The 21,717-nt window shown below is 63.3% G+C and carries 19 protein-coding genes; 7 read left to right on the forward strand and 12 right to left on the reverse strand.

The window, feature by feature from the left end; all coding sequences use genetic code 11:
- Nucleotides 1-29: 29 nt before the first annotated feature.
- Together ABC977_RS05960 and ABC977_RS05965 are read right to left on the reverse strand one after the other, a co-directional pair.
- Nucleotides 30-1,427 (reverse strand): zinc-regulated TonB-dependent outer membrane receptor, encoded by a 1,398-nt coding sequence (locus ABC977_RS05960; RefSeq protein ID WP_369666329.1) that lies wholly within the window; start codon nucleotides 1,425-1,427, stop codon nucleotides 30-32.
- Nucleotides 1,428-1,876: 449 nt separating this feature from the next.
- On the reverse strand, nucleotides 1,877-3,061 hold the full coding sequence (locus ABC977_RS05965; protein ID WP_369666330.1) for a carbohydrate porin: 1,185 nt from the start codon (nucleotides 3,059-3,061) through the stop codon (nucleotides 1,877-1,879).
- Between the two features lie 376 nt (nucleotides 3,062-3,437).
- Between ABC977_RS05965 and ABC977_RS05970 the strand changes: the two genes are divergently transcribed.
- The gene (locus tag ABC977_RS05970) at nucleotides 3,438-4,442 is read left to right on the forward strand and encodes a permease (RefSeq protein ID WP_369666331.1); all 1,005 of its coding nucleotides are present in this window, start codon (nucleotides 3,438-3,440) and stop codon (nucleotides 4,440-4,442) included.
- A gap of 301 nt (nucleotides 4,443-4,743) precedes the next feature.
- Nucleotides 4,744-4,980 carry a thioredoxin family protein gene (locus tag ABC977_RS05975; RefSeq protein WP_369666332.1) on the forward strand — a complete coding sequence of 79 codons (237 nt, stop codon included), beginning with the start codon at nucleotides 4,744-4,746 and terminating at the stop codon, nucleotides 4,978-4,980.
- Between the two features lie 108 nt (nucleotides 4,981-5,088).
- Here the strand turns inward: ABC977_RS05975 and ABC977_RS05980 are convergent, their stop codons facing one another.
- Complete coding sequence (locus ABC977_RS05980; protein WP_369666333.1) at nucleotides 5,089-5,859, reverse strand: M90 family metallopeptidase; 771 nt, start codon at nucleotides 5,857-5,859, stop codon at nucleotides 5,089-5,091.
- A gap of 341 nt (nucleotides 5,860-6,200) precedes the next feature.
- Here ABC977_RS05980 and ABC977_RS05985 point away from each other — a divergent pair, with 341 nt between their 5' ends.
- From ABC977_RS05985 to ABC977_RS06000, 4 genes are all read left to right on the forward strand, one after another.
- Complete coding sequence (locus ABC977_RS05985; protein WP_369666334.1) at nucleotides 6,201-6,812, forward strand: c-type cytochrome; 612 nt, start codon at nucleotides 6,201-6,203, stop codon at nucleotides 6,810-6,812.
- 342 nt (nucleotides 6,813-7,154) lie between these two features.
- Nucleotides 7,155-7,949 (forward strand): endonuclease/exonuclease/phosphatase family protein, encoded by a 795-nt coding sequence (locus ABC977_RS05990; protein ID WP_369666335.1) that lies wholly within the window; start codon nucleotides 7,155-7,157, stop codon nucleotides 7,947-7,949.
- 237 nt (nucleotides 7,950-8,186) lie between these two features.
- Entirely contained in the window at nucleotides 8,187-9,041 is an 855-nt protein-coding gene (locus ABC977_RS05995) for a flagellar motor protein MotA (RefSeq protein WP_369666336.1), read from the forward strand.
- Between the two features lie 7 nt (nucleotides 9,042-9,048).
- The gene (locus ABC977_RS06000; protein ID WP_369666337.1) at nucleotides 9,049-10,098 is read left to right on the forward strand and encodes a peptidoglycan -binding protein; all 1,050 of its coding nucleotides are present in this window, start codon (nucleotides 9,049-9,051) and stop codon (nucleotides 10,096-10,098) included.
- Here the strand turns inward: ABC977_RS06000 and ABC977_RS06005 are convergent.
- The 4 genes from ABC977_RS06005 to ABC977_RS06020 form a co-directional block, all read right to left on the reverse strand.
- Nucleotides 10,079-11,206, reverse strand: coding sequence for a YibE/F family protein (locus ABC977_RS06005; protein WP_369666338.1), 1,128 nt, complete (start codon nucleotides 11,204-11,206; stop codon nucleotides 10,079-10,081). The two genes, ABC977_RS06000 and ABC977_RS06005, sit on opposite strands and share 20 nt — an antisense overlap.
- A gap of 80 nt (nucleotides 11,207-11,286) precedes the next feature.
- Entirely contained in the window at nucleotides 11,287-12,831 is a 1,545-nt protein-coding gene (locus ABC977_RS06010; protein ID WP_369666339.1) for an alkaline phosphatase, read from the reverse strand.
- A gap of 447 nt (nucleotides 12,832-13,278) precedes the next feature.
- Entirely contained in the window at nucleotides 13,279-13,797 is a 519-nt protein-coding gene (locus ABC977_RS06015) for a L,D-transpeptidase family protein (RefSeq protein WP_369666340.1), read from the reverse strand.
- Between the two features lie 347 nt (nucleotides 13,798-14,144).
- Complete coding sequence (locus ABC977_RS06020; RefSeq protein ID WP_369666341.1) at nucleotides 14,145-15,344, reverse strand: class I SAM-dependent rRNA methyltransferase; 1,200 nt, start codon at nucleotides 15,342-15,344, stop codon at nucleotides 14,145-14,147.
- Between the two features lie 245 nt (nucleotides 15,345-15,589).
- Between ABC977_RS06020 and ABC977_RS06025 the strand changes: the two genes are divergently transcribed.
- Entirely contained in the window at nucleotides 15,590-16,315 is a 726-nt protein-coding gene (locus ABC977_RS06025) for a YwaF family protein (RefSeq protein ID WP_369666342.1), read from the forward strand.
- 272 nt (nucleotides 16,316-16,587) lie between these two features.
- On the opposite strand, the gene ABC977_RS06030 is transcribed toward ABC977_RS06025, so the two are convergent.
- The 5 genes from ABC977_RS06030 to nadA form a co-directional block, all read right to left on the reverse strand.
- Nucleotides 16,588-17,880 (reverse strand): FCSD flavin-binding domain-containing protein, encoded by a 1,293-nt coding sequence (locus tag ABC977_RS06030; protein WP_369666343.1) that lies wholly within the window; start codon nucleotides 17,878-17,880, stop codon nucleotides 16,588-16,590.
- A 21-nt stretch (nucleotides 17,881-17,901) separates the two neighbouring features.
- A complete protein-coding gene (locus tag ABC977_RS06035) occupies nucleotides 17,902-18,510 on the reverse strand; it encodes a c-type cytochrome (RefSeq protein WP_369666344.1) in 609 nt (202 codons plus the stop codon).
- Nucleotides 18,511-18,814: 304 nt separating this feature from the next.
- Nucleotides 18,815-19,759 carry an ankyrin repeat domain-containing protein gene (locus ABC977_RS06040; protein ID WP_369666345.1) on the reverse strand — a complete coding sequence of 315 codons (945 nt, stop codon included), beginning with the start codon at nucleotides 19,757-19,759 and terminating at the stop codon, nucleotides 18,815-18,817.
- A gap of 65 nt (nucleotides 19,760-19,824) precedes the next feature.
- Nucleotides 19,825-20,388 (reverse strand): NapC/NirT family cytochrome c, encoded by a 564-nt coding sequence (locus ABC977_RS06045; protein ID WP_369666346.1) that lies wholly within the window; start codon nucleotides 20,386-20,388, stop codon nucleotides 19,825-19,827.
- A 173-nt stretch (nucleotides 20,389-20,561) separates the two neighbouring features.
- Entirely contained in the window at nucleotides 20,562-21,632 is a 1,071-nt protein-coding gene (gene nadA, locus ABC977_RS06050) for a quinolinate synthase NadA (RefSeq protein WP_369666347.1), read from the reverse strand.
- Between the last annotated feature and the right edge of the window lie 85 nt (nucleotides 21,633-21,717).

Consider the following 21,717-nt stretch of genomic DNA (forward strand, 5'->3'; position numbering starts at 1 on the left):
CCGATCGACGGGCGCCCGCCGCGGTTTGGTTAGAACTTGTGGGCTCCATGGACCCCGAGCGCGACCTGCAGCTGGAGCATGAAGGCCCAGCCGTCATCGCGACGGTCATCGTCGGTTGCGTAGTCCATGTAATTGAGCTGAGCTCGCAGCATCGAGAACTCCGTCGGCCGGAAGGTCAGGTTGCCCGAATAGCGGTAGGAGGTATCGAAGGATCGGAAGAAATCGTCTTCGACAAGCGCATTGGTGTTGGTCAGCCCCAGGGCCTCGAGCCTGAGTCCGGCCTGCCAGCGTGGCGCGATGCCGTAAAGGCCCTGCAGATAGAGGCCGTCTTGCTTCGCGGTGCGTCGCAAGGCCTCAGTGGTCACGAAATCCCCGCCCCGAAAACGTTTCTCGACGAAATCGGCATCGATCTCGCGGTAGAAGTATTCGCCTTGCAGCGTGAAGTCGCCGTGGCCGTACGGCCGACCGGCCTCGTACTTGTAGACGGCGTCGACACCGGCGAACCAGGCCGTGCCATCCCAGGCTTCGTAGCGCAGACTCGAGTGCAGATCGTCGCGCTGAAAGGCTCGCGAATAACCGTAGGACAGACCGAATTGCGCGGCGTGATCGTAACCGAGGTCAGGGCCGAACTTGGCGAAACCGGTGATCAGTCTGGGGCCCGACACGTCGTCGAACGGGTTGTCGGCGCGCCAGCGGTTTCGCACGGGGTCGCCGGTGTCCGGATGTGGGGTCACGGTGACGTGCTGGACGCGGTCGGCGCCCACGTAAGGGGCGATTCCTTCGGTCTCCCCTTGCAGGAGCTCGACCCCGAAGACGCTGTAAAAGGGCGTATTCGGTGTCCAGGTCAACTGGACGCCCACCTCTTGAATGCCATGGTCACCGAACAGGAACTCGTTGACGAGCGGCCGGTCGACGAAGGCCCAGTCATGGGCGTGCTGGGCATTGATATAGCCGATGTCGGAGAAAAACTTACCGGCTTTGACGCGAAATCCGGCGGGTAGGTTGCGGGTCGCGGCATACCCTTCTTCGACCTCGACGCCGTGCTCGTCGAGATGCAGCATCAGCATCGCATCGAAATACTTGTCGACCGAGGCGGTGAAGGCCAGCTCCGCGGAACGAAAGTTGAAACCTTCTTCAAGTCCGTGACCGTGATCGTGGCCGCCGTGACCATGGCTGTGGCCGCCCTCGAAACCGGCCGGCTCATCGAACTCGGTGCCGAGTTCGTTGTAGTACACGGCGTCGAGGATCACCGAGATATCGGGATTGAAGGCCGAGCCCGCGGTCACCCGGTCGCCGCCGAGGACCGGCAGCGGCACCAGCGTGGCCCCGGCCAGGTTGCTGCCGCTCGGTGGAACCTGATTGGCCCACCCGGGCGCGACGGCGAACAGCAGTCCAGCGGCCAATAGGACGCGTTTCGGATCAAGCATAGAGGTAACTCCTTATCGATTGTCGATACTGCATGGGAATGAAGTAGATTTGGTATGTTATAACATACCAACCATGTGACTCCATGCCAGCGTGCCTTGTCCCGCGGCCGACGATGATGTGCCCTTAAAGCCTTATCGAGCGGCGCCGGGCAAAATGGCGGGCCTTGCTCGCCTTAATTCCACACAATTGCAGGTATTATAAAATAATAATAGGAAGCAGTGTCAAATGAGATGCGTATCAATAACGCGAATGCGTATCGTCCTGTATGCGGATCGCTGTAGCGGACAGTCTTCTGCGAACAGGCATCGGGCGGCGAGCCGGCGGCCGAGATGCGGCCGGCCGTCTGCTCATGGCACCTCGGCAGCGAGCCTGAGCGGCTCGTGCCGAGGCGCTGGTGCTGGATGGGTTTAGCGAGCGCGGACGTCGGACACCGAGAGGGGATGCCGGATCAGAACTCCGCGGTCAGTCGCAAGCCGAAGATCCAGCCCTCGGGATCGCGCTGCTGCGGGTCGTCCTGGACCAGCTTGTCGCTCATGTACTGGATATCAGCGGTCAAGGCTACATAGTCGTTCAGCGTGGCGCGGTAGTAACCCTCGAACACATTGGTGTTGCGTACCTCGGTATTGCCTCCGTCGAGATACGCATAGCCGAGACCGATGTTGTCGTTGGGGCGTCCCCAGGCGGCGCCAGCGACGTTCACCCCGCCTGAGTACAGCGCCTCGTAATCGACCGCGGCATCGGTGTCCTGCCAGGCGAGGCGCAGGAAGAGCCCCAGAAAATCGCCGACCGCCTGATCGAACGACAGCCCCCAGCTCAGCAGCGACTCGCGTTTGCCGGGCGCATCCTCTTCGGGCGACAGGAAGGCGCTGCTCGAGCCCGTGATGATCGCGCGATAGTTGCCAGTGCCGAACTCGAACTGGGGATGCCAGCCGGCCTGCATGCCCCAGAAGTTGTAGTTGTGACCGTCGTCATTCTCGTTGATGTTCATGCCGACGGCATTCAGCGAGAAGGCACCGAAGCCGGCCTCCACCGCGACGCCGGCATCATAGGACGGCAGGTTGAAGATCGGGGCGTTGACGAACGCCTCGTTCATGAACTGGGTGTACTCGTCATTGGCGTACTCGTTGTGGTCGAGATAGCCGGTCGAGTCGATGATGCCGAAGGTCCCGGAGAGATGGTCGTCGTCGGCCAGTTTGTGCGTGTACCGGTACCAGGCTTGCAGCAGATAGTCGCGCGAGCTGCCGTTGATGTCCTCGACATCGGCTTCCAGGTCGGCGGCCCAGGGCGCGAGGCGAAACGGCGAGACCTCGTTCAGCCCATTGTCGACGGCCCAGCCGAGTGCGAGGAAAATTTGATGGTGATCGTTCGGTTGAAAGTCGATCTCCACCTGGACCGGCATACCGCCGCGGCACTCGTTGCCGTAGCGGTCGAGTGTCGCATCGGCATCGAAGTCGGCGCCCGGCAGGCGGGCCGAGACGTCCTGGCATTGACCAGCGGCGGCGAGGATCCCGCCTATCGACAGCTGGTCGTTGATGTCGAAGGCGTTGGCGCTGCCAGCACCGAGCAGCAGGGTCGCGGTGATCGCCGCGCTCACCGTCGTTGGTCGGGGCAGGCGAGGGGGTTTTTTGGACATGGATTTTTACTCCGTAGGTTGGCCAGAGGAACTGCGGCAAAATTCGCGATCTGGGGTGACTCAAAAAACAACAGCGTTGTGAATCAGACACTGAAACATTATCGCAAATGCTAGTAGTTATCAATATTGCTTTTCTGGTTTGGCCTAGACGATGATATACGTGACTGATTTTGTCGGACTTGGCGAGGAGGCGGGTCGCAAGGGCCATGGGGTGGGGTTGGTAGAATGACGCAGTGGTGCCGGGGTGCCAATTGCGGACCGGGCTTGATGCGCAAAGGAACCGGGTCTCGGGGGCGGGTCAAGACTTGGGCGTCTTGATATTCGGCAAGCCATATATTAAGCTTGACGAATATATGGCCGCGGACGGATGGCTTTGATGCTCGATATTTTCGCCGACATCGCCACCTTGTTGGTGCGGGACCTGCTGGGGTTGGATCTGGCGAGTCCGTTCGGCGCCGCGGCCCACTTCTTCGTGCGGAGCACCACGACCATCTTCACCTTGCTGGTCGTGCTGATCTATGTCATCGCGGTACTGCGCGCCTCGCTGAACCTCGAGCGGGTGCGCCGCTATCTGTCCGGGCGCCATCGCGCCGTCGGTTACCTGTTCGGCGCGACCTTCGGCGCCATCACGCCCTTCTGCTCCTGTTCCAGCGTTCCGGTCTTCATCGGGTTTACGTCGGCGCGGATCCCGATCGGCACGACGATGGCTTTTCTGATCACGTCACCGATGATCAACGAGGTGGCGATCGTCGTGATCTGGGGTCTCTTGGGTTGGCAGTTCACGCTGCTTTACATCGCTGTCGGTTTCGCCGTCGGCATGCTCGGCGGCGCCTTTCTCGATGCGATCGGCGCGCAGCGCTACCTTCAGCCCTTCCTGGCCAAGGCATACGCGGAGGGCCATGCGGTCGGGGGGCCGGGTGGTGATACCGGGCAACGCATGACGCTCGGCGAGCGCCATGCGTTCGCGCGTGGCGAGACGCAGGAGATCCTGGGTCGGGTCTGGGTCTGGGTGTTCATCGGCGTCGGCTTTGGCGCGGCCCTGTACGGCTATGTGCCGGACGGTTGGGTCGAAATGCATCTCGGCAGCGGCGATTGGTGGCAAGTGCCGCTGGCCGTCTTGCTGGGCATCCCGCTCTATACCAACGTCACCGGCGTCGTACCGGTCATGGAGAGCCTGATCCGGCAGGGGTTGCCGTTGGGCACGACGATGGCCTTTTCCATGAGCACGGTCGCCGCGAGTTTCCCGGAGTTCGTGCTGCTCAAGCAGGTGATGCAGTGGCGCCTCTTGGCGATCGTGTTCGTGCTGCTTCTGGTGGCCTTCACGCTCGTGGGCTGGATCCTGAACTGGCTTGGGCCGGGAATCGCGATCCCCTTGAGTTGAGGCATTGCCAGATTCCGAGCGAACTGGCGCACCGAGTTCCATGCTCGGTAAGCTCCAGTAGGCTCGGGATCGGGTCGCCGCGGTCGCATCGATTGGCCGGGTGGGGTGCAGGTTCCGACCAGTGCCCGGCATTAACGAAATTGCTCTTATCGAGGGTTGCAAAAGTCATCGCAGACGGCTCGCTGCGACACGCTGCAAGGACGTCCGTGTCAGCTCGGCGGCGGGATCCCTCCCGCCGACGGTCGCCGCGAGCCGCCTCCGATGACTTTCGGGACGATTGATATGAAGAGGAGATGAATCGATGAAAGACATCAAGGTGCTGGGTATGGGGTGCGCAAAATGTACCAATACTGCGGAGCTGATAGAGCGGACCGCGACTGAACTGGGGGTTGCGGCGTGCGTCTCGAAGGAGACACGCCCCGAGGCGTTGGTCGAATACGGCGTAATGTCAACGCCGGCGGTCGTCATCGATGGACGTCTCGTTCACAGCGGGTCCATGCCCAAGCCGGAGCAGATCCGCGAATGGCTTGCGTCGTGAAGGTCCGAGGGATCCTGATGCCAGTCTCGCGGCGACGCTGAAACGAGTTGCTGTCGATTGCCGCGAGGTTGCCAAAGGCCGGGCCTCGGCGGTATCAGACCCCTGGGGTTATCGGAAGCGCGCAGCCGGATCCTGGCGATAAAAGCGGGCGAGTTGCTCGTAGACGCGCGGATAATCGTCTCGGAGCTGCGTAGGTATCTCGAAAAAGGCTTCGCTGCACACTGCGAAGAACTCAGCGGGCGATTCCGCCCCATAGGGGTCGATGCTGGTCTCGTCGCCGGCATCGACGCGTTGGCACAGGTCGTCGTAGGCCGCGCTCCAGGCGGCGGCCCACTCCCGGTCGTTCATGTCGGAATGGAGTGGGGGGTGGCCGTTGGCGACGCCGTTGCGCATGTCGAGCTTGTGCGCGAACTCGTGGATGACGAGGTTGTAGCCGTCGCGCTCGCCCCCGGCGATCACGTCTTCCCAGGACAGAATCACTGGGCCGCGCTCCCAGGCCTCGCCGCTCATCGGCTGATCGTCGACCCAGACCAGGCCGTCCTCGTCGATATGCTCGTGTTTGGGGCGGAACTCGGCCGGGTACAGGATCACCGCATACCAGTCCGAGTACCAATGCAGTCCGAGGTGCAGGATCGGCAAGCAGGCTTGAAGCGCGATCGTCAGGCGCATGCTGTCGGTCAGCGCGATGCCTTGGGCCGTCTCGATGGCCTTGTCCCGCAGGAAGAGTACGGCCAGGTCGCACAAGGAGGCCGCTTCGTCGCTCGTCAAGTCATCGAGCAGCGGCAAACGGTCCCAGGCCGCTCGCCAGTCGGCGTCGTCGTATCTTTTGCGGGCACGCTCCAAGGTGCGTTGCCGCCACCATCTGTGCAGCCGGATCACCTGCGGCAACCTGCGTTGACCGGAACTGGTTCTCGCGTTGCGGGTCGATATCGACGATCGCCGATGCGATCGTCGTGGTCGATACGATCGGTTACCATGGTCGTTAACAGCTGGACGTCGATGAGCAGCGTGTCGCCGAGGCGGACGAGGAATCTTACACCGATACTCCAGCTGATGGCTCGTCGCCGCTCTCGGTCAGCGGGCGGGCGTTGTGCGGGGTTTGACCCCTTTCGCCGTGTTCTGCTATACATTATCGGTTCCCCGGACCCATACGAGGAGGGCGGCTATCGTCGCCGTTCGGCGGTTCTCTTACAGACTTTCGATTCGGGCAAATTGATCTTATGAAAAAACGGTTAATGATGGCCGCACTGGCGGTGGCCTTGTCCGGCGCACCGCTACAGGCGGCGGACCTCGAGGCGGGAGAGGCTTTGGCAAACGGCGTTTGCATGGCCTGCCATGGTCAGGAGGGCAACAGCATCGTTCCCCTCTGGCCGAAACTGGCTGGACAACATCCCGAGTATATCTACAAGCAGTTGATGGATTTTAAGACTGGCGCGCGCGAGAATGTTCAAATGAGTCCGCAGGCAGCGCCCCTGTCCGAGGAGGACATGCGAAACGTCGCGGCCTATTTCTCGCTCCAGACGATCTCCGAGGGTCCGCCGGTGGACCGGGAAAATCTCGAGCAGGGACGGCGCCTATTCCAGGCGGGCAATCCCGAGACCGGCGTTCCGGCCTGTGCGGCCTGCCACGGGCCGAAGGGCCTTGGCTTGAACCTGGCGAAGTTTCCGCGTTTGGCCGGCCAGCATCAAACCTTCGTCGAGAATTCGCTGAAGCAGTACCGCTCCGGCGAACGGGCCAATGACCCGAACGCGATGATGCGCGGTGCGGCGGCATCGATGACTGACGAGGAGATCGCGGCGGTCGCCGATTACATTCAGAGCATGAGTTACTGAGGTGACGGGTGAACGAGACCGGCTGTCGTCTCGTGTCACCCTTCGCCGCGTGTTACAAGGGTGTCGATCGGCACCGTTCATCGTCCGCGTCGTCCTGGGCGAGTGCGACCTCGGGCACCGATGCGCGGTGCCTCTCTCATTCCATGGATAGCGGCGGAAGAGACGCCGTGCGGAACGAGACGGCGGGCTCGGCCAGGCCGTGGCTCGGTCGGGTGACGCGGCGGGTGGTCCGGTTCTTTTCCCGTCGTACGAGGTCCTGCGGCGATGCCATCTCGTCGGTCGGGCCGTGCGGGACAGGTGTCCCGAGGGTTAACGCAACGCGAGAGTCGTCTGGTTTATCCTATGCAGTCGCTTAGCCTGCTCAGCTACAACATTCAGGCGGGCATCCATTCCCGTCAATACTCCGATTACCTGACGAACAGCTGGAAGCATTTTCTCCCCTACCGGGAGCGGCTGGATAATCTGACGCGCATCGCGAGCCTGCTGCGCGGTTACGACCTGGTTGGTCTTCAGGAGGTCGACTCGGGTAGCTTGCGCAGTGCTTATGTCGATCAGGTCCAGTTCCTGGCTGCCAGCGGCGGCTTTCCTTACTGGCACCGCCAGGTCAACCGTAATCTCGGCATGCTTGCGCAGCACAGCAACGGCATCCTGAGCCGAGTGCGCCCGGACAAGGTCACGGAGCACAAGCTGCCGGGGCTGCCTGGTCGCGGCGCGGTTGTCGCCGAGTTTGCGTTGTCCGATGGCGAGGATCTCGCCGTCTGTATCCTGCATCTGGCCTTGGGCCGGCGCGCGCGCGCGATGCAGTTGGATTATCTCTCTCCGCTCATTCATCGCTATCCCTACCTGGTAATGATGGGCGATTTCAACTGTAGCTGCTCATCCAAGTCGCTGCGCACGTTGGCACTGCGCTACCGGATGCAGGGACTCGATTGCAACCTCAAGACCTATCCCAGTTGGCGTCCTCGGCGCAATTTGGACCATGTGCTGACCTCTCCGGCGATGCGGATACAGGAGGCGCGGGTACTCGAGTATCCGTTCTCCGACCATCTGCCGTTGGCCGTCAAGGTCGCATTGCCGGCTGGGGTCAGACTGATCGCCGGGCAGCCGAACTGCGATTTGGGGCGCTTGGCCGCCTAGAGGGAGGAGGTGCTAAGCCGGCTGGTTCGGGTTCGAGCCTTCAGTCGTGACATAATTCGCCCGACGGCTATCTATACCCATCTCGATGGTCGCGCCCACGTCGCGACACGCCATGGATACCGCGGAGTCGGCGTGACGACGATATCCGTCGCGCCGACAACCGTGCCAATGCCGGGCGCGAAGGCCATCGAGCGGTCAATTGCCTTCGTGGTCAGGTTCTCCAGGCGGTAGACGCTCATGAGCAATCCCAAGCACTCGCTGTTCTGGATGGGGGTCTTTCTGACGACGGTCGTGGCCCTGTGCGCGCTACTGTTCGTTCCGTTGCGCGATGCCTTCCTCGCGAACTGGGGTTTCAACAGCCTGATCCTCGGGGTGCTTTTCATCGGCATCCTGATCAACATCCGCCAGGTCGTCGTGCTGGGGCCGGAGATCGAGTGGATCGCGCTCTTTCGCACCGGCGAGACCGGGATCTCGATCGCGCATGAACCACGACTCCTGAAGCCCTTGGCTCGCCATCTGCACGGGCGGCGCAAGGATCGGTTTCGGTTGTCGGCGCTGTCGCTGCGCACGGTCCTCGATGGCATCCGCGCTCGGCTCGACGAATCGCGCGAGATCTCGCGCTACATGGTTGGGCTGTTGATCTTCCTCGGGCTCCTCGGCACCTTCTGGGGTCTTCTACAGACGATCTCGGCGGTCGGCTCGGTCATCGCTGGGCTCGATGTCTCGGGCGGGCGCGTCGATGCCGTCTTCGAGCGCCTGAAGACCGGTCTCGAGGCGCCGCTGGACGGCATGGGCACGGCCTTCAGTTCGTCGCTGTTCGGGCTCGGCGGGTCGCTGGTGCTCGGATTTCTCGACCTGCAGGCCGCGCACGCGCAGAACCGCTTCTTCAATGGTCTCGAGGAGTGGTTGTCCGGGGTGACTCAATTGATCGACGAGCCGGGCCGGCGGCCGATGCCGCCTCCGGTCGTCGACGGGGACGAAGGTGCCCCGTTCGAGGATCCGCTATTGATCGAGCTACGCGCGCAACGCGAACTGCTCGAGGCCCTGTTGCGCGAACGCGCAGCGGGCTCTTCCGACAAGGCATCACCCTGAGTCGGCCATGTTCACGCTGACCCGGCGCGGGGCCCGCAGCATCAACGTCTGGCCTGGCTATGTCGATGCGCTGGCCGCGCTCTTGATGGTCGTGATCTTCGTGCTGCTGATCTTCACGCTGGCCCAGTTCCTGTTGCGCCAGGTGGTGTCGGATCAGAACCTCGAACTGGAGATCCTGCACCAGCATCTCGCGGCGCTGACCGATGAACTCGGGCTGGCCCGCGAACGGGTCACCGAATACGAGGCGCAGATCGGTCAGTTGTCGGACGCGATCGCGGTCCTCGTGGGCGAGCGCGCGGCGCTGCTGGTGGCGCGCGACGAAGATCAGGCGCGACTGGCGGCCGGCGAGCGCCGGATCGCGGCCTTGACCGACCTGGTCGCGTCCCAGGCCTCAGCGGTCGACGAGGAGCGCGCGCTGACTTCCGAGGCAAAGGCCGAGGTCGCGCGGCTCGACCGGCGGTTGGCCGTGCTCCAGCAGCAGTTGCACGAGATCGCCGAGGCTTTGGCCGTGTCCGAGGCCGACCGCGGGGCGCAAGCCGCCGAGATCGCCGATCTCGGGACGCGGCTCAACATCGAGCTGGCGCGCCGCGTCAACGAACTCGAACACTATCGGTCGGAGTTCTTCGGCCGGGTCCGCGAGGCGATCGGTGATCAGCCGGACCTGCGTATCGAGGGCGACCGTTTCATCTTCCAATCCGAGCTCTTGTTCGCGTCCGGGGTGGCCGAGTTGAACGACGCTGGGCGCGCGCAGCTGGCGCGCCTCGCCGAGACCCTGGCCGGGCTCGAGGACCGGATCCCGCCGGAGATCGATTGGGTCCTGCGCATCGATGGCCACACCGATCGGGTGCCGCTGACCCGCGCGAGCCCGTATCGATCGAACTGGGAATTGTCGACGGCCCGCGCGCTGTCGGTCGTCGATTTCCTGATCAACCAGGGTCTTTCGCCACGACGGATCGCGGCCACCGGCTTCGGCGAACACCGCCCGCTCGATCCAGCGCAGGACCCCGACGCGAACCGCCGTAATCGGCGCATCGAGATCAAGCTGACGTCGCCCTGATGCGGGAGCGGTAGAGCAGGCCGGCAATCACGGCCGTGAAGGGCGCGACCGTGACCAACCCGAAGCTGCCGACCAGGATGTTCAGGATCTCGGCCGACACGAAGGGCGCATTCAGGATGTTCAGCGACGGCAGGCCCTTGCTCATTACCAGCATGAACATGAAGATGTGGCTGCTCGAATAGGCGAGCAGCAGCGTCGTGGTCATGGTCCCGACGACGGCGCGGCCGACCCGTAGCCCGGATCCGATGTGCGCGACCAGCCCGATATCCGGGTTGCTGAGCTTGATCTCCTCCATCGCGGCGGCGATGTCCATAGCAAGATCCATGACAGCGCCGGAGCAGGCGATGAAGACGCTCGCGATGAAGATGTGCGTGAGGTTCAGATCGTAGTGCCCGGCAAAGAGCAGGGCCTCGCCGAAAGGCCGGACCGCCCCATGCAGTTGAAACGAGCCTGTGAACCAGATCGCGAGCACGCAGGTCAGCAAGACCCCCAGCATGGAGCCGAGAAAGGTCGCCGTGCCCCGTCGGTTGAGACCGCCGACGGAAAAGGTCACGGCCGCCGTCAGCAGGGCGACGACCAGGAATCCTGTCAGCAACGGGGGATAGCCCATCAGCAGCAGCGGGAAGAAGAGTTTCCACAGCACGATCGCGGCGAACACGAAGGACAGGGCGGCCTTCAACCCGGTGACGCCGGCGACGACGACGAGAAGGGCGACGTAGAGGCCGATCAGCAGCGCCTGAAGGTGCAGCCGATAATGGCCGCGGGCCGCGCCGTTGGCCGGTTCGCCATCGACCAGGCCGTACTCGACGAGGATCTGGCGGCCTTCCTCGTAGAACTCGTCGAATTCGAGTTTGCCACTCAGCAGGTTCGTGATCGTCAGCTCGCTGCCCTTGTGTGGTCCACCGAGCAAGCGCACGGTCAGGACCTGAAACTCGGTGCGGATAAATTGATGGGTGCGGACGTGGCTGTTGTCGACCTCGATGACGAGTCCACGGGCATGGAAGCTGCTAAAGTCGCGCTGTGGCGGGGCCAGGTCGACGAAAAGAAGGCCGATACAGAGGGTCGCGAGGACCAGCGAGAAAAGCCATTCACGGCGGACTGAGGTCATGGGCCTTGGTCGATGTCGAAAGGGGAAACGAAAACGGCGCCGCCGGATCGGCGGCGCCGTGCCAAGTCGGCCTATCCGCGCTAATCGCGGTAGACGGGTAGGCTCGGCAGGCGCATGACCTGCGCCAAGCGCTTGGCGATATCGGTGTTGTCGTAGAAGCCGGAGAAGACGCCGGCGGTTCGGCCTTGCGCGAAGACCGGAACCGGAACGCCCGTATGGGCGTACGAGGTCCAGCCGATGCTGGCCCGCTCGTTCATGATCTGGGTCAGGGTCACGACGATCGGTTCGTACCCGCCGTAGAGGGCGCGATTGTCGCGGACACTGTAGCGGTTCTGGCCGGCCATGGACACGTCATAGGCGTCTTCCAACCGCTCTTGCTGAAACACGGAGAGGTCATCCCATGCCAAGCCGAATTCTTCCTCGATCAGGTCGATCATCGCCGGCGTGGTCGCGAGATTGTCCGGCCGTGTCCAGTCGTATCCTTCGCTGTGGGCCGCCTTATGGGTCTTCCAGGGGCCATTCTGGAAGGCTTCGTAACTCTTGGTCTGGCCCAGCAAGACGTCGTAGTAGGCCGTATAACCGGTGGTCGCATGGCCGATGGTCATGCCGCCGGTCTCGTGGTCGCCGGTAACGATGATCAGAGTTTCCTGTGGGTGCCTCTGGTAGAACTCCAGCGCGACGCCGACCGCGGCGTCGAAGTCGAGCATGTCGCCGATGTTGGCCATCGCGTCGTTCGCGTGGCCCGACCAGTCGATCTTGCCGCCCTCGACCATGATGAAGAACCCGCGATTGGCACCTCGCCCGCGGGGCTGATAGAGGTTCGCGATGGCGACCCGGGTCATCTCGGCGAGCGACAGATTCTCGGCCGGCTTGTCGATCGCATAGGGCATTGCGCCACCCAGAAGAACCGGGTTGATCGCGACGACCTTATCGCGCGGCTGTTGCTTGAGGGCCTCGATCGAGGCCCGGTCGTTGCGGACCTCGTAGCCATGGGCGGTCAGATAGTCCCAGATATCGACCGGGCCCGTGGAGGCGAGGATGCCGCCGCCGCCGAAGAACTCGAAGCCGCTGTCGACCATCTGAACGGCGATGTCGTTGTACGCGTTGCGGCTGTCGACACTGGCATAGTAGGCGGCCGGGGTCGCGTGATTGAGGGGGACGCTCGACAGGATGCCGACCTTCATGCCGCGCTCGTGGGCGAGCTCGGCGACGCTCTTGACGCTGCGGGTCAGATCGGGTGTCTTGCCGATCGTCCCGCTCTGAGTCTTGATGCCGGCCGCGAAGGCCGTCGCCGACGAGGCCGAGTCGGTCATCAGCGCGTAGGAATCATAGGTGGTTTGCATGCCCGCAACCGGCATCTTGGACATGTTGAGCCGGTTCTCGGGCCTCAGCAGGTCTTCCGCCACGCGTGCCGAGCCGCCGTTGATCGTCGTCAGGTAGGCCTCGGTGGCCTGGATCTGCGAGCTGGACATGCCATCGCCGAGGAAGAAAAAGACATACTTGGGGCTTGGCCCACCGATCGCGGCCGAGATTCCTCCCGTGGCAAAGGGGTTGGCGCTTGCGAGTGTCGTCACGAGGGCCAGGGCGAAACCCAGCAGACTCGCGAAAAAGACTCTACGGTTCATCGAACTGCTACCTCTTGTGAGTGACTCAAAGGCTGACGGGCATCCCCGTTGCGAGAGCGGGCCGCCCGCTGGCGGCGCGCCGGGCCGGTCGGCAGCCTGCCGTCCCGTTTCCCCCGCGCGCGTCGTATGACCCGCCGAGCAAGCCTTGTCAGGCTCGATGAACGAGGTCGATCGACCCGCCAAAGCCTAGCGAGTAACCATGACGGTTTTATGGCTTAAGGCGGAAGAATCGATGACGGTTGTTCGACGCGGTCGGCGCCGAGGGACGGCCCGGCAATGTTGGCTTACGCGTGACGAGCACCGCTCCGGGGCGAGGATCGGGACCCCGTCAGGCACGACATCGCCGACGAGCGCCTAGCTCGAGCCCGTGCGTTTGGTGGTGGTGTCTGCTCGGTATCGATGGACGGGGCCGTCCGTGGCCCGATCAGGGGACTCGGTCTGCCGGTGTCAGGGCAGGATTCGGATCGGGGTGCCGTCGCGCACCAGGTTCCAGATCTCGTCCATTTCCTCGTTGGTAACGGCAATGCAGCCGTCGGTCCAGTCGCGGCCGATGTACTCGCGTCGGACCTGTTCGGAGACGATGTGGTTGGGCAGGCCGTGGATCATGATCAATCCGCCGGGGTTGTGACCCAGGTAGCGGGCGAACTGGATGTCCTGCTGATTGGGATAGGAGATGTGGATGGACTTGTGGAAGCGGCTGTTCGGGTTGCGCCAATTGAGGAGGTAATCACCCTCGGGCGTGCGTTGATCGCCCTCGCGGACCTTGTGGCCGATCGGGTTGCCGCCGAGGGACACGCGGTACTCGCGAAATGCATCGCCGTTATTCATCAGCCGAAGCCGCCGCGCCGATTTTTCGACGATGACCTTGTCGGCATAGGTTGGTTCGGGTGTCGGCAGGGGCCGGGTCGCGCAGCCGACCGCGACGAATGCCCCGAGGATCGCGACCAGGGTCAACCGTAGCGGCATCGCTCGCGATCCAGCCATGGTGGCCATGCGACCTCTGCGAGGCGGAAACGGATTCGCCTTCTCCGTTGTCGTGCATCGGTTCATCTGGGCGTGCCAAACCGTCTGTTGTCAGGTGATGGTGGAGGAATTCTATCCAACTCATTGAGCCAAATAAATAGGAGTCGATGTCGCAACCGACGTGGCTGCTGGGAACGCTGTCCCGAGGGCCATTTCCACAAAGGCCTCGCAGTGGGGCTGATCCGGCCGAGGGAGACCGAATGGTCGCATGTGTCATTTCCATCGCAAGCGGGCCTGCCGAGGGCACTGACATGGGTCGCGATCGGGTGATCGGCGCCATTCACGTCCGGCTAGAAAGGGAACGGCAAGGCGCGCAGCACGAAGTGTTTGAGGTAGGCCGTTTCCGGAATGGCTGGATGGATCGGGTGGTCGGGACCCTGTTGACCACTCGCCAAGAGCTGGAGTCCGCGGCCGGTCCGCCGCGCGGCGGCTTGCACGCAACCAAGCAGTGCCTCGGCGCTCAGGTGGAACGAGCAGGACGAGGTGGCCAGCAGGCCGCCCGGTGCGAGCACCTCGAGCCCCAGCCGGTTCAGACGCTGATAGGCCAGGGTCCCTTCGCGCAGGTCCTTGCGGCGCTTGATGAAGGCTGGCGGATCGAGGATGACCAGGTCGAAGCTTTCGCCGGCTTCGCGAAGGCTACGCAGCGTCGTGAAGGCCTCGCCGCGCAGCGGATGGATCCGGTTCGCGACCTGGTTGCGCTCGGCGTTTTCCAGAAGGCGATCGAGCGCTGTCTGGGAATTGTCGACACAAGTGACCTGCTCGGCCCCGAGCGCAGCGGCCTGCAAGCCCCATGCACCGGTATAACAGCATACATCGAGAACCCGCTTGGCTGGGCCGAAACGGCGTAATCGGTCACGGTTCTCGGCCTGATCGAAGAACCATCCGGTCTTTTGACCGGTCTGCGGGGAGACCAGATAGCGAACCCCTCGCTCGCTCAGATCCAGGGTCTCGGGTACGTTGCCAAGCAGTGGCTCGACCGACTGTTCCAGTCCCTCGAGGTCGCGGACGGCGATATCGTTGCGCATCAGGATCGCGCGCGGACGAACGACCTGTTCGAGCGCGGTCACGATTCCCGCCCGTTCCCGCTCCATTCCTGCGGTCGAGATCTGCATCACCAGCAGATCGGCATAACGATCCACGACCAGGCCGGGTAGACCGTCGCCTTCGCCGTGCACGAGACGGTAAAAGGGGTCGGGATAGAGGCGTTCCCGTAAGGCCAGTGCCGCCTTGATGCGCTCGATCCAGAGGGCCGAGCCGGGGGGGCGGGATGGCTCTCGGCTGATGAGCCTGGCGCAGATCAGCGAGCGCGGGTTGACATGGCCGAAACCGAGCCAGCGGCCGCTGTGACTGACGATGGTCGCGGTGGCACCGGGCTCGAAGTCTTTCAGTGGCGTCGACTGCACGTCGACCTCATTGCTGTAAACCCAGCAATGTCCGGCCAACAGGCGCCGTTCCTGGTCCTTGAGCAGGTGGAGGACCGGAGTTTTCATATCGTTGTTCCCTCTATCGCGGTGTCGAGTGTCGTTGTTGGCAGGCAGTTGCCGCGGTCTTGGATATCCGGCAGGATGGTCTGGCGCGGCGGAATCCGTTGGCCAGGTGGCCAAGGATCAGTGATCGTACCCTGTCCGCCAGTGTCGGGCAGTTGGATCCCCGATCCAACCCGTCAACCGAGAGCAGTGTCCTGGTGTGGCAAGGATTCGGTCTGTCGGCATGGTGCGAGCGACTTGGAATAGCGATGAACGACACGAATCCCTTCATTCTGTTTGGGACAGCCCACCTGGTTACCTTGGCGTCGATCCTGGCGATCGCAGTCGTGCTGCCGGTTCTGGCCAGGCGTCGCTTGACGGCGGCCGGACAGCGCCGGGTCGGTCTGTTCCTGGGTGTGTCGCTGGTCGTTCAGGAGGCGTTCCTGATCTGGTTACGCACGAGCCACTACGGCCTGCATTGGACCGAGGTGTTACCTTTGCACCTGTGTGGTCTGGCGGTGTTCGTCACAGCCTGGGCACTGATCGCGCAATCCTATCGCGCCTACGAGGTGGTCTACTTCTGGGCTTGGGGCGGCACGCTGCAAGCCTTGATCACGCCGGATCTGGAGCTCGGCTTTCCTGAGCCCGCTTATTTGGCCTTCTTCGTCGCACACGGATTGGTCGTTATCGGGGTCGTCTATCTAACCTTCACCTATCGGTATCGACCCTATCTGAGATCGATCTTCCGTTCGATCGCGGCCTTGTTGGTCGCGGTTGCCGTCATCGCGCCGATCAATGTGTGGCTTGGCACCAATTACCTGTTCCTCCGCGCGAAGCCCGAGCAGGCATCGCTGATGGACTATCTCGGGCCTTGGCCCTGGTACATCCTCGCCCTGGTCGGGATCGGGCTGGTCTCCTGTTTCGTCTATTACCTGCCGTTCCTGATCAAGGATTGGCTGGCCGGTCGCCGGTTGGCGGGCTCCGAGAACCCATAAGGTTGGGCGACGGATCGCCTGGGACCGCCGACATCCACCGTCCTTCGAGACCCTGGACCCTAATCCCCGTTGACGGGGCCGGATACGACGAACGGCCATTCCGATGGCCATTCGTCGTCCAGGCTATCGCAAACCGGCACCCCCGTGCCGTTTTTCCGGTCACTGGGCTCTGAGAGCAATCCGCAGGCTACTACGGCCCACCTGCTTAAGGGCCATGCGGGTTTGATGGCCACGACAGAGGGGGGCGAGGCTTGCCCTCACGAAACCCGTCGTCAACCGAAGGTGTCGTGTACGATGTTGTCGTACCAACTGTAGGCGTATTGAACCTCACGGGCAAGCGCCCAGTCCGGTGCGTCCATCGGCGTCAGGCCGCCGGAATCCGGGACGCTGGCGATCGTCGAACCGTCGGCGGCCAACTTGTAAACGCCGGCGACGGAGATTCCGTAATCCTGTCCGACGATCGAGTAGCAGGTGTTGACGTAGGACGGAACACCAGGCGCCTGTCCGGCCAGCAACGCCACGACGGCGGCCGCCGCGACCTTGCCCTGACTGTTGGCCGAATAGGCCGATTTCGGCATCTCGCCGGCGATGCAGGCATCGCCGATGACGTGAATGCCGGGCTGCAGGCGGGACTCGAAGGTCCGAAAGTCGATCGGACACCAACCGCTGTCATCGGCGAGACCTGAGACCTGAGCAATCCGGCCGGCACGCTGGGGTGGGATGATGTTGATGACCTGCGCCTTGACTTGGTCGCCGAAGTCGGTTTCGACGAGCATCTCGTCGGTATCGACTCGGGTCACGGCGTCGTCCGGCCCCGGCCGCCATTCCAGCAGCGCATTGGCGGTTCCGAAGCCGTAGAGTCGCTCCCAGCCTTGCGTGAAGAGGGCCTGTTTCGAGAAGGCCGGCTTGGCATCGAGAATGATGATCTTCGATTTTGGTTTGTGATGCTTGAAGTAATGGGCGATCTGGCTCGCCCGTTCGTAGGGCCCGGGTGGGCACCGGTAGGGGTTCGGCGGGGCCGAGATGATCGCGACACCGCCATCATCCATGGCCTCTAGCTGGGCGCGTAACAGACGTGTCTGTTCGCCGGCCTTCCACGCATGGGGCATGATCTCGCTCGCGGCCTCGCTGTAGCCCTCGATCTTGTCGTGGAGCAGTTCGATGCCGGGGGCGACGATACAGCGGTCATAGGGGAATTCCTGTCCGCCGGCGGTCTTGACGACCCTTTTGTCGGGATCGATCCCGGTCGCCATGTCATGTACGAATTGGACGCCGCGGGCGCGGAGCCCGTCGTAGCTCACGCGGATCGTATCGAGCGCGCGGTCCCCGCCGATCACCTCGTTGCTCATGTAGCAGGTGTAGTATTCCCGGTTCGGCTCGATCACCGTGACATCGATGCTGGGCGCCAGCCGCTTGATATAGCCGGCGGCCGTGGCCCCACCGGTGCCGCCACCGACCACGACCACCTTGCCGTTGGCCCCGAAGGTCAGTCCGGGCAGCCCGATCAGGCCGGCGGCACTCGCCGCCCCGGCGGCCTTGACGAAATCGCGACGATTCATCTTCATGATTCCAACTCCTCCTGTTTCTTATTGCAGGCTGCCGTAGAAGGCGAAGATGGCCTGAAGGCCGTCCGGCCCCTCGCGGCGCATCAGTCGGTCGAGCTCCTGCTTCATCCGCCGTTCGATCGGTCGGCGGTCGGCAAGGAAATCCTCCATCGCGTATTCGAGGTAGGGTGTCCATTGACCGGCCAGGATGAAGTACTCCTCGTCTTCGAGCGGGATCCCGCCATCGGCATGGCAGCGTTCGCAGTATCGGTCGTGCAGTCGTGCGCCGACGGGAACCAGGTTTCGGTCGTAGGATTGTTGGGCCGGTACGAAGGGCTTGCTCATGAAGTAGTCGGCCATCAGTTCGATCTCGTCGTCGGTGTAGCCGCGGGCAATGCGGCCCATGACGGTGCTGTAGATCTCCCCGCTGCGAAACCCCTCCATGATCTCGATGAAATACCCCCGATACATGCCCCCGATCGTCGGGGATGCCGGGCCGACACTGGCGCCATCGGTGCCGTGACAGCCGGCGCAGGTCATCGCGAGCGTGCGGGCGTCGGCCCCTGATAGCAGGGTCTCGGCCTGGGCCGTGTTGAGAGTGCTAAACAGCAGAATACTGGCATACAGCGCCAGTTTGGTGCGGCGTTTCATCTAGCGACCTCCTTTGGTCTTTCTCTTCGTGGGACACTTGGGATCGTGGGCGCAACCGACCCGCATGATGTGGCGAATGGTCGGGACCCGTCGGCGCCGCCATGATCAGGCGCGACGACTGGCGTTCCTATTATTTTCAGAGGCATCCCGCCGAGGATCGATTCAAATCCGTCACGGGTCGTCGCCCGCTTAACCGGCCATATCGCCGTCTCGGGGAGCCCGAAACGGATCCGAGAGCTGGCGATTCTGGCGTTTTTTCGATGTCAGGTTCGATCGAAGGGTGGCGCAGTGCCGCCCCTTCGGTTCAACGCGGCCGGGCGAGCAACTCGATCGCTTCGAGGTTGCCGCGTTGGTCGGCCAACTCGGTCGCTGTGCGTCCATGGGCGTTGGTCAGGCTGATATCGGCTCCGTGTTCGAGCAGCAGTTCGATCAGTTCGTTGTGAGCGGTGTTGACGGCCTCCATCAGCACCGATATCCCGTCATCGTCCTGCGCGTTCGGGTCCATGCCTCGATCGAGCAAGTACCGAACGACATCGCTATGGCCGCGGCCGACGGCCAGGTGCAGTGCCGTGGCCCCGAGGCCATCGCGTGCGTCGAGCCGAGCGCCCTTCGCCAACAGCGATTGCACGACACGCAAATGGCCTTCCTCGGCGGCGATCAACAGGGCCGTCGAACCATCGTTGTCTCGGGCTTCGAGGTCGGCGCCGGCGTCGATCAGCAAGGGCATCACCTCGTCGTGCCCCTTCTCGACCGCCTGCATCAGGGCGGTGCGCCCGCGTCGGTCGGCGGCTCGGGGATCGGCCCCGCTGAACAGAAGCTGGTCGACCATGTCGGCAATGCCGTAGCGGGACGCGATCATCAATGAATCCCAGCCGGCTCGGGTACGGTCGTGGACATTGGCGCCGCGTTCGAGCAGCAAAGCCGTGATGCCGATGTGCCCGTTTTCCGCGGCGAAGGTCAGGGGCGTGCAACTGGCCGTGGTGCGGGCATTCACATTGGCGCCGGCAGAGATCAACTGGGCGACCGCTTGCAAGTGACCGCTCTCGACGGCGAACATCAGCGGCGTCTTGCCGAAGCGGTTCCCGGCGTCGACGGCGACGCCTAGATCCAGCAACTCCGCGATCCGATCCGTGTCCCCGATGACAGAGGCCGAACGCAGCTCGAGCCCCAGATCGACATCGGAGGCCTGGACCCAGGGCGCGGCGAGTATCAGGATCAAGAGCAGGGATGAGAGGAGTCGCGTGGTCATGCGTTGAAGTCTCGTAACGAACAGTGGCGCAGGCTAGGTCTACACGAGATCCGGCTGAGGCCGACTCAGTATTCCTCGGGCCAGTGATCGTCTGGCTCGATCGGCATATAGTGGACGACGCCCTTGTGACAGTCGATGCAGGTCAGCCCCTGATCCTCAGCGCGGGCATGACGGGCGCGGGCCGAACGGCTCTGTTCGGTGAGGTCCATCGCGTCGTAGCTATGACACTCGCGACACTCCCGCGAATCGGTCCGTTCCAGCTTGGCCCAGACGCGGTTTGCCATGTCCCAGCGATGTTCTTCGAATTTTTCGGGCGTGTCGATCGTTCCCAAGATCTCGTGGTAGATGTCCTTGGTAGCGATCAGCTTGGCATACATCTTCGGGAAGAAATCGCGCGGCACGTGGCAATCCTTGCATTCGGCGCGGGCACCGGACGGGTTGCGAAAATGCAGCGACCCCTGGTATTCGCCGTAAGGTACCTGCATCGAATGGCAGGATACGCAGAACTCCATGCTGTCCGTGTAGGCGACCCCGTAATTGAACAGTGTCGCGGCGCCGATCGCGGTCAGCGGGATTACGGCGGCGAGCAGCAGGACCTTCTTCCACTGGGACTTCTTGGACGCGGCCATACAACCCTCATACGTTGGCAATGTCGCAACGCCCGGGACGGTGTCGATGCCCTTCCGCGACGTTGCGCTGAGTCCCTTGTCGGTGCGCTATCGTTATTATTGCCCCAGATGTTACGGTATCCCAGCTTCCTTTGCCAACTGCGGGCGGACGGGGCCCCGGGCGTCTTGGGGGCTCAATCCGCTGCGCCGCGGCGACCGATGCCCCGCTCACGCGCGAACTCGAGCATCCGTTGGATGGGCAGCAGAGCCCGTTCGCGAATGGCCGGGTCGATCTCGATCTCCGGCCGGCCGGCCAGTAGGACCGCCTCGAGGTTCTGCAACGCATTCATGGCCATCCAAGGGCAGTGCGCGCAGCTCTCGCAGGTGGCGCCGACGCCCGCCGTGGGAGCCGCGATCAGACGTTTGTCGGGTGCCTGTTGCCGCATCTTCCAGAAGATTCCCTCGTCGGTGGCCACGATGAAGGTCTCGTTGGGCATCTCGGCGACGGCTTGGATCAGGCGGGTCGTCGACCCGACGACGTCGGCTTGTTCGACGACGTCGGCGGGCGACTCCGGGTGGACCAGCACGGCCGCATCCGGGTGCAGGCGACGCAAGCGCTCGAGCGCGAAGCCCTTGAACCGCTCGTGTACCACGCACGAGCCAGGCCACAATAGCATGTCGGCGCCGGTCATCTGTTGCACGTAGCGGCCCAGGTGCTTGTCCGGTGCCCACAAGATCCGTTGGCCCTGGTCGTGCAGATGGCGGGCCACCGGCAAGGCGATGCTCGAGGTGACGACCCAGTCGGCTCGGGCCTTGACCTCTGCGCTGGTGTTGGCATACACGACGACCGTGCGATCCGGGTGGGCATCGCAGAAGGGACCGAAGGTGTCGATCGGGCAGCCCTCGTCGAGCGAACAGGTGGCCTCTTGTGCGGGCATCAGTATCCGTTTCTCCGGATTGATGATCTTGGCCGTTTCGCCCATGAAGCGTACACCGCAGACGACGAGGGTCGAGGCCGGGCTCGTGCTACCGAAGCGGGCCATCTCCAGCGAGTCGGCGACGTATCCGCCGGTCTCCTCGGCCAACTCCTGGAGGTCGCCGTCGGTGTAGTAGTGAGCGACCAGCACCGCGTCGCGCTCCGCGAGCAGGCGACGGATACGTTCCTTGAGGGCCGCCTTGTCCTCGGGCCCCAGCGACGGCCACGTCGGGGGGTCGGGGACCGCGATCGGGTAGTGGGGGATGAGTCCTGCGTTGGGGTTTGGCATGATGTTTGCTCCGCTTCGGACGAGTGGCGCTGGGCCCCTTGGTCCGGTCGTCAGCCAATCGGGTCGCATGCGATGACAGCGGTGT

The organism is Thioalkalicoccus limnaeus, from assembly GCF_041197575.1.
GTDB lineage: Bacteria > Pseudomonadota > Gammaproteobacteria > Chromatiales > Chromatiaceae > Thioalkalicoccus > Thioalkalicoccus limnaeus.

Bases quoted from the DNA above. Each gene is read 5' to 3' on its own strand.
- ABC977_RS05960 (WP_369666329.1), bottom strand. From the start codon at position 1,427: ATGCTTGATCCGAAACGCGTCCTATTGGCCGCTGGACTGCTGTTCGCC.
- ABC977_RS05965 (WP_369666330.1), bottom strand. From the start codon at position 3,061: ATGTCCAAAAAACCCCCTCGCCTGCCCCGACCAACGACGGTGAGCGCG.
- ABC977_RS05970 (WP_369666331.1), top strand. From the start codon at position 3,438: ATGCTCGATATTTTCGCCGACATCGCCACCTTGTTGGTGCGGGACCTG.
- ABC977_RS05975 (WP_369666332.1), top strand. From the start codon at position 4,744: ATGAAAGACATCAAGGTGCTGGGTATGGGGTGCGCAAAATGTACCAAT.
- ABC977_RS05985 (WP_369666334.1), top strand. From the start codon at position 6,201: ATGAAAAAACGGTTAATGATGGCCGCACTGGCGGTGGCCTTGTCCGGC.
- ABC977_RS05990 (WP_369666335.1), top strand. From the start codon at position 7,155: ATGCAGTCGCTTAGCCTGCTCAGCTACAACATTCAGGCGGGCATCCAT.
- ABC977_RS05995 (WP_369666336.1), top strand. From the start codon at position 8,187: ATGAGCAATCCCAAGCACTCGCTGTTCTGGATGGGGGTCTTTCTGACG.
- ABC977_RS06000 (WP_369666337.1), top strand. From the start codon at position 9,049: ATGTTCACGCTGACCCGGCGCGGGGCCCGCAGCATCAACGTCTGGCCT.
- ABC977_RS06005 (WP_369666338.1), bottom strand. From the start codon at position 11,206: ATGACCTCAGTCCGCCGTGAATGGCTTTTCTCGCTGGTCCTCGCGACC.
- ABC977_RS06010 (WP_369666339.1), bottom strand. From the start codon at position 12,831: ATGAACCGTAGAGTCTTTTTCGCGAGTCTGCTGGGTTTCGCCCTGGCC.
- ABC977_RS06015 (WP_369666340.1), bottom strand. From the start codon at position 13,797: ATGCCGCTACGGTTGACCCTGGTCGCGATCCTCGGGGCATTCGTCGCG.
- ABC977_RS06020 (WP_369666341.1), bottom strand. From the start codon at position 15,344: ATGAAAACTCCGGTCCTCCACCTGCTCAAGGACCAGGAACGGCGCCTG.
- ABC977_RS06025 (WP_369666342.1), top strand. From the start codon at position 15,590: ATGAACGACACGAATCCCTTCATTCTGTTTGGGACAGCCCACCTGGTT.
- ABC977_RS06030 (WP_369666343.1), bottom strand. From the start codon at position 17,880: ATGAAGATGAATCGTCGCGATTTCGTCAAGGCCGCCGGGGCGGCGAGT.
- ABC977_RS06035 (WP_369666344.1), bottom strand. From the start codon at position 18,510: ATGAAACGCCGCACCAAACTGGCGCTGTATGCCAGTATTCTGCTGTTT.
- ABC977_RS06040 (WP_369666345.1), bottom strand. From the start codon at position 19,759: ATGACCACGCGACTCCTCTCATCCCTGCTCTTGATCCTGATACTCGCC.
- ABC977_RS06045 (WP_369666346.1), bottom strand. From the start codon at position 20,388: ATGGCCGCGTCCAAGAAGTCCCAGTGGAAGAAGGTCCTGCTGCTCGCC.
- nadA (WP_369666347.1), bottom strand. From the start codon at position 21,632: ATGCCAAACCCCAACGCAGGACTCATCCCCCACTACCCGATCGCGGTC.